We start from the raw sequence: 10,686 nt of genomic DNA, 5'->3' as shown, positions 1-10,686 counted from the left end.
GTTTTCCATTCCTAAGCTTCGAAGATCGTTTGAGTTACACGACACAATTACTAATTTCAAGACGTTTCAATAACAACTTTTCATTTGAATTAGCGCCATCATATGTTCGTCAAAACCTAACGTTAGAAGCGAATCAGAAACACGATCAATTTGCCATGGGCGCAGGCGGACGTTTAAAAGTGAGTAAGCGAATGTCGATCAACTTAGATTATGTGTACAATTTCAGCAGAGCAGACAACACGGCATTCAGAAATCCATTAACGATCGGAGTCGATATTGAAACTGGCGGACACGTATTTCAATTGCTATTCTCCAACGCACAATCAACCAATGAGCCAGGCTTTTTAAGCTATGCGGAAGGCGATTGGGGAGACGGAGATATCTTTTTCGGATTCAATATTGTACGTGTATTCTAAAAAAAACACTACATACAAATAAAACATGCAAAACAAGCCATAACAAAAATAAGGCTTTCAAAATGCCATTGAAAGCCTGTTTTGTATGTGATGTAAGTAAGAAAAACTTCATAAACGGCAAATAAAAACTACGTAAAAACGCCTATTGTCATTTTGTATTCAGTTTGGTAACTTTGGAAAGCTCAGTAATACTGCTGACAAACTAACCGCTAAAAGCATAAACTTCATATGAGTTACTTATCATTCCATCCTGGAAACAAATCTTCTGACAAAGTAAAAAAAGCAAAAGGCTCTGTTCGTAAAGCATTTTCTGATTGGATTATTGAAAATTACGGAGACGATTACAAAGAAACACTTCAAAAACAACGGAAAGACACAGATAGCATCGGATTGCTAAAACAACAAATTGTTGAAGTATCAGATGACGAAAAAAAACCACTAGTTGGAATCATTGGTGGCGGATTTGCGGGAATGTATGCAGGACTCATTTTACAATCATTAGGAATTGAATTTGAAATCTTTGAAGCTTCTGACCGCGTTGGTGGACGAATTGATACTTGGTATTCCACGGAGTACGATCCAAAAAGTAAAGAAAACAAAGGATTATACGGAGAAGTAGGAGGCATGCGTATTCCGCAATTCTCTGAAGATATGCTGCCTGTGCAACATTTAGCATTGTCGCTAAACTATGTCTTAGAACGTAACGGACTTACAGATAAAATGCTTCGTTGGCGCAAATTTTATTACAACTCAGACTATCAACGTTTGCGCTATAACAATATGAAATCGCCCATATTTGCAAAAGACGCCAATACCAATTCATTAAACTTTGGCGAAAATCAAGGTGGCGATTTAAAAGAAGTTTGGGTAACTGAAAAAACAGACGAAAACGGTAACAAATATTTACCTGTCAATGTAATTCTTGACAAAGTAAATGGTCCTTTCTTAGACGCTATCAACAAATCATTTCAAACGGGTTTTGCAAAGTTGATGCGTTACGATAACTATTCCATGTGGGCATATTTAACAAACGTATTTACATTAGCAGACTTAGAAGAATACTACGATCCTGCAATGGGCGCACCATGTGAAAATCTACCATATAATATAGCAAGTTACCTAGAAACCGTCAATGTAGGTACAGGAATGTACAGTGTTTCGTTTGTGGAAATGGTCATTGCCGTGTACGATTGGGACGGAAGTAAAAACTCGTACGATCCAACAGATCCAAGTATCTATATGATTACGATGGACAAAGGAATGCAACACTTTCCAGATGCCTGTAGAACAGTTTTAAACCTTGAAAATGGCATCACTGCTGATGATGGACACTTAGCACAAGTATTAATAGGAATGGCTAAAGGACAAAATAACGCCTACGGATATTCGCCACCAAACCTAACCAAAGATGCGGAACCACCTAGCACGGTTCCACCAGCAGATCCAAAAGGAAGTGCCAATACACAACATGAAAAGCGAAAAGAAAAGAAACGTGTATTCATGAAGCATAAAGTTACTGAAGCTATCTATGATGCCGATTTATATGATAAAAATGGCGGAATGCGTCTCAAAATAGAGCATAGAAACGAAGATGGTACAGTAGAAAACCTTGAAAAAGAATACGCATACGTAATCAGTACTTTACCAAATGGTGCTTACTTAAACGGTCAAAAACACGGAAACTTCTTTGAAGGTTTATCATTTAAAAAAGCAAGAGCGTTACGTGAATGTAACTACATGCCTGCATTCAAAGCGTTTATTACGTTTAAAAAGCAATTTTGGAAAGACTTAGGAACGCGACAATATGAAACAGGTTTAGGTGTTTCGGCAAGCGATTGTTCTAACCGACAAGTTGTATATCCATCGTACGGATATGATGCAGAAAAAGGAGTCTTACAAATATATTCGTGGGCACAAGATGCTGAACGCATGGGCGCGCTAACCGATGAAGAGCGTGTAAACGAATGTTTAAAAGGAATTCAATTTATGTATCCTGAAGTAGACATTTACGAACACTTTGCAGGATATCATGACGGTGTTACCACAAAAACGTGGTTCTGGGATCAACATGCTGGCGGAGGCGCTTTTGCATTGTTCAATCCAGGACAATTCAAAAACTTATATCCAACATTACTAACACCAGAATTTGGTGGCGCATTAAACATCGCTGGCGAATGCTGCTCAGTACATCACGGCTGGATTGTTGGCGCATTAGATTCTGCTTACAACGCTGTCAATAACATTTTAGAAAAAATGCATGCGACCAAACACATTACTAAAATGGAAGCCACTTGGGGACAATTAACAGCTCCTGATGTTGCAGTAAAACGTAAAAAATAATACCTTACCTTACACACTAACAACTGTATTGTAATTAAAAAAAAGGAAAGTCTTTTGGCTTTCCTTTTGGTTTATAGTGCTGTAAATAGCTATATTTGAGAAGCTTCCCCAATTGCTTAGTAGTGTTTTAAAAACGATAGTATCAACCAAAATACATAACATGCAAGAAGAATTTATCCCATTCAGAAGTATCGGGCTTTGTTTTAGTGGTGGCGGTTATCGCGCGACTTTCTTTTCATTAGGAGTTGTTTCCTATCTTGAAAAAATACACTATCAAAACAAACCATTACTACAAAATGTAGAAGCCATCAGCACGGTTAGTGGAGGAACATTATTTGGAGTTGCATATACAAAAGCAGCACAGGAAGAAGGTTTTGAGTTTAAAAACTTCTTTCAAAACATGTACAATTCATTTGAACCCACAAAAGATAAACTATTAGAAACTGCCATTGCAAAATTAAATGATGATGCCGTTTGGAAAGCAAATCCGCACAAAAAACGATCACTCATCAATGCGTTTGCATTAACGTATGCAGACATGGATATCTACAAAGGCGATTTTTCTCTTTATGAAAAACCACCAACAGATCATCTAAAACACGTATGTTTTAACACTACAGACTTTTCTTTTGGTTTGGCATTTCGTTTTCAAAACACGGGAATGTTTGGAAACAAACCTTTAAACAATACACAGGTAAACAATCTAAAAAATGAAATAGCATTGGCTGACATTGTAGCTTCTTCGTCGTGTTTTCCGTTGGGTTTTGAACCGTTAAACTTTCCAGACGATTACATAAAAAACCAACAGAGTACAGACTACAAATCACTAAAAAGTTTAGATCGTTTTAGCAATGGCGTCGGAATTATGGATGGGGGAATAGCTGACAATCAAGGAATTGGAAGCATGATGAAAATTAGCAGACAACGCAAAAGTCGCAAACACGATTTAGATTTAATGATTATTAATGATGTAGGAAGTTTTAAAATGCATCCTTGGCAACCTGAACCAAAATCTGTAAACGAAGGAACAACCATAAAAGGCGGTTTGGCTAAAATAATGAGCTACTTTACAGTAAAACCAATGTATTGGATACTCCTAGTAATTGGTATTTTACTAATGACGCTAAATTCAATGGAAATCTTCAAAGGACAAGCTTGGACAGCGCTATACATCTTAGGTGGTATCATTACAGGAATAGGAATATTGCTCACATTTTTTGGTGTTGTTGCAGGAATTCTAAAAGGAATAGTGACAAACAGGATTGCTTCATTATTCAATAAAAATGTACCTGAACCGCTTGTGGATGATGTATTAAGTTTCAAAAAACTCAGCTTAGGTTTGGTACAACGCATGCTTACAGAACGTATAAGTTCTACAGTACTTATGGTAAATGATGTATTTCTAAAACAAGTACGACGACTCAATTACCGTTTGCTATATTCTGATCGCGATTTACGTAACAAAATCATTACCTCAACAGTATATGAACTAAATGGAGAAGGAACTGCCTATAATGACGTTTTTAAATACAATAAAAACATCACACCAGCACCGAGTAAATTACTCAAAAATGTTGGTTTAACCGCATCAGAAACACCTACAACATTATGGTGGGACGGTAAAGACATTGCAAAAGGACGTATGGATACTTTAATTGCCTGCGGTCAATTTACAACATGCTACAAACTCATTGACTATATTTTGAAACTCAAAAAGAGTAGTGCAACCCAAGATTTAGACTTCACAGAAATAGATATTTTACTAGAAGCATTGCTTGAAGATTGGAAAGAATTCAACAAAAATCCAATGTTTCATGTAGATGCTTTAAAAACTTGATAAGTAGACACTTACAAAATGAAGGCGTTTTTGTACAAAGACGCCTTTTTTATTGACAAAAATCAAAAAAAAGTAGTTCAGAAATAGTGAATCTATAATTTAATAAGTAAAAACCCTATAATTAGTAAGGTAAATTGTATTATAGTCAGACTCTTATTCTTTAATTTTAGATGTAAATTTTTCAATTAACCGAAGTTTTCTGTCTTTTGTCGACAAAAATATGCGTTTTAACGATGTTTTATAGGCAGTCGACTAAATAGCTCAGAGAATATTTTAAATGAAAGTAGCTTTATAAACGTATTGAAATAGCCCCAAGAACTGGACATTTTGCCCAAAATGAAAAGTTCTAAAATACGAACTGTTTTAACAGATTATTTGTCCCAAAATGATCTATTGAACTTAACCTAATTATTAAAAAACTATGAAAAAATTATTACACGTAATTGTGCTATGTCTACTTGCGTCATATTTACAAGCACAAACTCCGGGCGTATCCATCTTTTACCAACAAACTACAGGAGACACCCGAAACTACATTGAGTACATTCCAGGGAACTTACCAATTATTATTTCTGCACCACATGGCGGCGTACAGCAATCAGGGCAAACCATTGGTGGTATTTTTTATCCTGATAACGACGGTTCGTTACCAGATCGTAACTGTGGAACCAATGAACGCGATGACAATACGGATATCTTAGTCAGAGAAATTCAAAAAGAAATATTTCAACTTACAGGTTGTTATGCGCATGTTATCATCAACAACTTGCATCGTTCAAAACTTGATCCAAATCGAGAAGTTAATGAAGCTACTTGTGGCAATGCGAATGCAAGAGCTCACTGGAATGCTTTTCACGGATTTATCGATCAGGCAAGTGCTGCTGTAGAATCCAATTGGGGAAAAGGGTTATACATTGACTTACACGGGCAAAGTCACGCTATTCCTAGAATTGAAGCAGGATATAACATTAGAGCAAATGAACTAAATTCTTCAAATCTAAACGCATCCAGTATTATTAACAAATCAACAATAAGAAACTTAGTCAACATAAATCTCAACAATCTTTCGCACGAAGAATTAATCAGAGGAAATACAAGTTTAGGAGAACTATTTCAAAATGCTGACGGAACATTCTATGCCAGTCAAGGATATCCAGGTTGTGGAAGTACAAGCGGTTACAGAGCTGTACCAAGTGCTACAAACAATGGTGGCGGTAGTTGTGATGACACACGCCCAAATGGAAATGCATATTTTGATGGTGATTATTACAACAACCGTAGACATGGATCGGGTAGTGGTACCAGTGACGGAACTGGCGGATCGGGTAACATTGACGGAATCATGACGGAAGTCAACAGGCGTGTACGCGATTTAGGCACCTACAACGGACAAGTATACGATTCAAGACCGCAAACCTTAGTTCCTTTTGCAAAAGACTACGCCGCAGTTGTATTAAAATATATTGACGAACATTACAATGATTTTGCAAAGTTTACATTCTTAGCAACAACATACGCTGTAAACAATCCAAATCCAACACCTGTAATCGTTGGAGCTACAGGCGGAACATTCTCAAGTCCAACAGGAATTGTGGTAAATCCTGCAACGGGAGAAATTGACTTAGCAAACTCTCCATTGGGAACACATTCAATTACCTATACCGTTGGAACTTGCGGATATTATACCTTTTCACAAAACATCACAATTGTTGATGATATCAATGGAGATGTACAATCGCCAACGAATCCATCAGACTTAACGGCTGCAAATACTACTGAAACGATGACAGACTTATCTTGGACAACTTCCATTGATGATGTAAATGTGATAGGATATGACGTTTATCAAAATGACGTTGTAATTGCTTCTGTTGTAGGTTTAAATTATACCGTAACAGGATTAAGTCCAAACACAACATATCAATTTAGAATAGTTGCCAAAGATGCAGCAGGAAACGAATCGCAACCAAGTAACATTGCAACGGTTACCACAGCACAAAACATCGTTCTTACCTATTGTACTTCACAAAGTACCAACGTAAATGATGAATATATTAGTCGCGTTCAGTTAGAAACGATTAACAATCCTTCCGATGCACGTTTCTATTCAGATTTTACAAACATCAGTACGGAGCTCATAAAAAATGGACAATATACCATTACGGTAACACCAACTTGGACAGGAACAATATACAATGAAGCGTATGCCGTTTGGATTGATTATAATCAAAATGGAGACTTCTCAGATACTGGCGAACAAGTTTGGACTCAAGGAAATACAACCGCACCTTCAGTAAGCGGAACATTCACAATTCCAACATCTGTTACAAACGGAACCACAAGAATGCGTGTCGCAATGAAATACAACGCCATTCCAACATCTTGTGAAACCTTTACATATGGAGAAGTAGAAGACTATACGGTAAAAATTATTTCGCCTACGCCAGATACGATAGCTCCTGTAATTACACTAAATGGAGACAATCCAATCACAATTCTTGAAGGCGATAGTTATGTAGATGCTGGTGCAACAGCTCTTGACAATATTGATGGAGATATTACCAATATAATTGAAGTTACAGGAAGCGTTAATACAGCTGTAGCTGGAACATACACAATTCGTTACAATGTTCGCGATGTGGCAGGAAATGAAGCAACAGAAGTAACAAGAACCGTAAATGTAATTACGCCAGTTGATGAAACGGCACCAATAATTACACTTAACGGAGACGCTACACTAAATTTAAATGTAAATGGTTTCTACACAGAATTTGGTGCAACAGCAACAGATACGGTAGATGGAGACCTAACGAATGCTATCATCATTAGTGGAAGTGTTAATACAGCTGTCGCTGGAACATACACCATTCGTTACAATGTCAGTGATGCCGCAGGAAACGCAGCGACAGAAGTAACACGTACCGTAAATGTTATAGCAGATACGATAGCACCAATCATAACACTTAACGGAAGTGAAACCATAAACCTAAACATAAATGAAACGTACACAGAACTTGGTGCAACGGCAACTGACAATGTAGACGGAAATCTAACGCCGAATATTACAACAAGCGGATCAGTTGATACTTCTACAGCAGGAACATACATCATTTCTTATCAAGTAAGTGATACCGCAGGAAATACATCGCAAATCATCCGTACTGTAAACGTACTTGCGGATACAACTGCGCCAGTAATTGTTCTCAATGGAAATGCTACGATCAACTTAAATGTTGGCGATACTTATACAGAATTAGGCGCAACTGCAACGGACAATATTGATGGAAATCTAACAAACGGAATCGTAACTACAGGAACGGTTGATACGTCGGTTGCTGGAAGCTACACTGTCAATTATACAGTTAGTGATTCATCAGGAAATACGTCACAAGTTACACGTACTATAAATGTACTAGCGGATACAACTGCGCCAGTACTTGTTCTCAATGGAAATGCTACGATCAACTTAAATGTTGGAGATGCATACACAGAGTTAGGCGCAACGGCAACGGACAATATTGATGGAAATCTAACAAACGGAATCGTAACCACAGGAACGGTTGATACGTCGGTTACTGGAAGCTACACTGTCAATTACACAGTTAGCGATTCATCAGGAAACACGTCACAAGTTACACGTACTGTAAACGTATTTGCGGATACAACTGCGCCACTGATTGTTCTCAACGGAAATGCTACGATTAACTTAAATGTTGGCGATGCATACACAGAATTAGGCGCAACGGCAACGGACAATATTGACGGAAATCTAACAAACGGAATCGTAACCACAGGAACGGTTGATACGTCGGTTGCAGGAACATACACCATTCGTTACAATGTCTCAGATGCTGCTGGTAACGCTGCCGCAGAAGCGATACGTACTATTTTCGTAAATGAAGTAAGTATTGGCTGTACAAATGGAATCAACACTTTTCCATATGCAGAAGGGTTTGAAAATACACTTGGTGGCTGGACACAATCTACAACTGATGATATTGATTGGACGATTGACGCCGACGGAACACCATCGCAAAATACAGGACCATCAAGCGCTATTGAAGGCAACTTCTATGTATATGTTGAAGCTTCTGGAAACGGAACTGGATATCCTGACAAGCAAGCAATATTAACGTCTCCATGTTTTGATTTGACAACGTTAAATCAAGCAACATTTAGTTTCAACTATCATATGTTCGGAACAGATATGGGAAGTTTAGCTGTTGAAATTAGCGAAGATGCAGGACAAACTTGGACAACACTTTGGATTGAAACCGTAAATCTTGGAAATGCTTGGCAAACGGCAAACATTGATTTAGCGGCATATGTTGGAAGCAATGTACAATTACGTTTCAATAGAATTACAGGAAGTACTTGGAGAGCAGATGTTGCAATTGACAACATTAGCTTAATTGACGAAGAAATCATTGTAGAAGGTTGTTCAGGTGGAATCAATACGTTTCCATACACAGAAAGCTATGAAAACACACTTGGCGATTGGACACAATCTACAGCTGACGATATCAACTGGACAGTAGATTCAAATGGAACACCATCAAGCAATACCGGACCTTCAAACGCTGCAAATGGTAGTTTTTACATTTTCGTAGAAGCATCAGGAAACGGAACTGGTTATCCTAACAAACGAGCTGTGATCAATTCGCCTTGTTACGATTTATCAAACGAAGCAAATGCTTCATTCAGCTTTAGCTATCACATGTTTGGTTCAAATGACATGGGAACAATTGCTCTAGAAGCGAGTAATGATAACGGTTTATCGTGGTCAACACTTTGGACAGAATCTGGCAATCAAGGAAATCAGTGGTTAAACACAACTATTGATCTTTCAACATACATTGGTGGAAGCGTGCAATTGCGTTTTAACCGAATTACAGGTGGAACTTGGCAAGCTGATATCGCAATTGATAACATCAACCTGAACACTACAATACTACCACGTCAGGAAGAAAATAATACAAAAGATGAAACACTTGCTAGTGATGGAAACGAAATACAATTCACTAAAAACAAATTAACAGTATATCCAAATCCTGTTCGTGGAAATAGTTTACATCTAAAGTTAGATTTCGGAGCGGTAACTTCATATCGTATCATTAACATGTACGGACAAGAAGTTGTAAAAGGAGAAGAGGCAAGTCAAATCAACGTTGGAAAATTACAATCAGGCGTTTATTTCGTTGAAGTATTTGATGGAAATTCGACCTTAACAAAGAAATTTATAAAACAATAAATAGTAGATGTTCAACACGATAACACTTTCTATGTTGGAAATACGTATTAAAACCAACTAGTTGTCATTTCGACCGCAGTGGAGAAAATATAAAGATTAATACATGTAAAATCTAAACTAAAAGAGGCTGTCTGAAAAGCTAAATTTTCGTCAAGCCGAACTTGATTCGGTTTCTCATAATCATTGAAAATCAGTGTAATGAGATTCTGAATTGAATTCAGAATGACGCTTAATTATACTTTTTAGGCAGCCTCTTTATTAACTACTAATTCAAATCCGCTTCTGTAATGCGAAACGGATACGATTCCTGTAATTCAAGAATTTCTTCTTCTGTCAACTGATCTACATTTTTATTGAATTTCAATCTAGATAACTCTTGACGCAATTCGTAATACGCGCCTACCAATGCATTCTGAACTTCAATATAATTGTCATACGAGGCTTGACGATCTGTTTGAATAGCAATGACGGCTTTCTGAGGATTGTCGGACAATTTCACATCTTTTTCTCCGTGGCAATACGTACAGCTTTCATCATCATTATTATCCACAAACGCTTTGATGTTTTCACGTAACGCATCAACGGTAATCAATTCATTATTTGCCATCAATTCGTTATTACGATTCAGTTTAATGGTAAAAATGTTCTTTTCATGCAGTTCGGCGGTACAATCGACTCCTTTGGGACACGGTTTCGGCATCACGCTTTCAATGCCTTGATCTTCAGGGAACGTAGTGGTTACCAAAAAGAAAATTAATAATAAAAACGCAATGTCGGCCATAGAGCCTGCGTTGACTCCGGAAATGGTTTTTCTGGATTCTTTCATAATAATTCGGTTTTAA

General features: G+C 37.4%; 5 protein-coding genes. 4 read left to right on the top strand and 1 reads right to left on the bottom strand.

Translation table 11 applies throughout. From position 1 onward, the window contains the following. The 4 genes from AA089_RS25235 to AA089_RS23925 all read left to right on the top strand — a co-directional run. On the top strand, positions 1-416 hold a 416-nt coding region (locus AA089_RS25235), incomplete at its 5' end, for a DUF5777 family beta-barrel protein (RefSeq protein WP_046758896.1). A gap of 228 nt (positions 417-644) precedes the next feature. Then, positions 645-2,756: a flavin monoamine oxidase family protein gene (locus tag AA089_RS20580; RefSeq protein ID WP_046758895.1), complete on the top strand. Its 2,112-nt coding sequence runs from the start codon at positions 645-647 to the stop codon at positions 2,754-2,756. 160 nt (positions 2,757-2,916) lie between these two features. Continuing rightward, complete coding sequence (locus AA089_RS20575) at positions 2,917-4,593, top strand: patatin-like phospholipase family protein (RefSeq protein WP_046758894.1); 1,677 nt, start codon at positions 2,917-2,919, stop codon at positions 4,591-4,593. A 421-nt stretch (positions 4,594-5,014) separates the two neighbouring features. Next, positions 5,015-9,844, top strand: a complete 4,830-nt coding sequence (locus AA089_RS23925) for an immunoglobulin-like domain-containing protein (protein WP_053002612.1) — start codon at positions 5,015-5,017, stop codon at positions 9,842-9,844. Positions 9,845-10,109: 265 nt separating this feature from the next. Here AA089_RS23925 and AA089_RS20560 read toward each other — a convergent pair whose 3' ends face one another. Further along, a complete protein-coding gene (locus tag AA089_RS20560; RefSeq protein ID WP_046758893.1) occupies positions 10,110-10,670 on the bottom strand; it encodes an ExbD/TolR family protein in 561 nt (186 codons plus the stop codon). Between the last annotated feature and the right edge of the window lie 16 nt (positions 10,671-10,686).

Source organism: Kordia jejudonensis, assembly GCF_001005315.1.
Classification (GTDB): Bacteria; Bacteroidota; Bacteroidia; order Flavobacteriales; family Flavobacteriaceae; genus Kordia; species Kordia jejudonensis.
Note: the sequence above shows the minus strand (reverse complement) of the source record. Positions and strands in the feature narration are given on the sequence as shown.

What these genes read in the sequence shown, in the direction of transcription:
- AA089_RS20580 (WP_046758895.1), top strand. Translation starts at nt 645, where the DNA reads ATGAGTTACTTATCATTCCATCCTGGAAACAAATCTTCTGACAAAGTA.
- AA089_RS20575 (WP_046758894.1), top strand. Translation starts at nt 2,917, where the DNA reads ATGCAAGAAGAATTTATCCCATTCAGAAGTATCGGGCTTTGTTTTAGT.
- AA089_RS23925 (WP_053002612.1), top strand. Translation starts at nt 5,015, where the DNA reads ATGAAAAAATTATTACACGTAATTGTGCTATGTCTACTTGCGTCATAT.
- AA089_RS20560 (WP_046758893.1), bottom strand. Translation starts at nt 10,670, where the DNA reads ATGAAAGAATCCAGAAAAACCATTTCCGGAGTCAACGCAGGCTCTATG.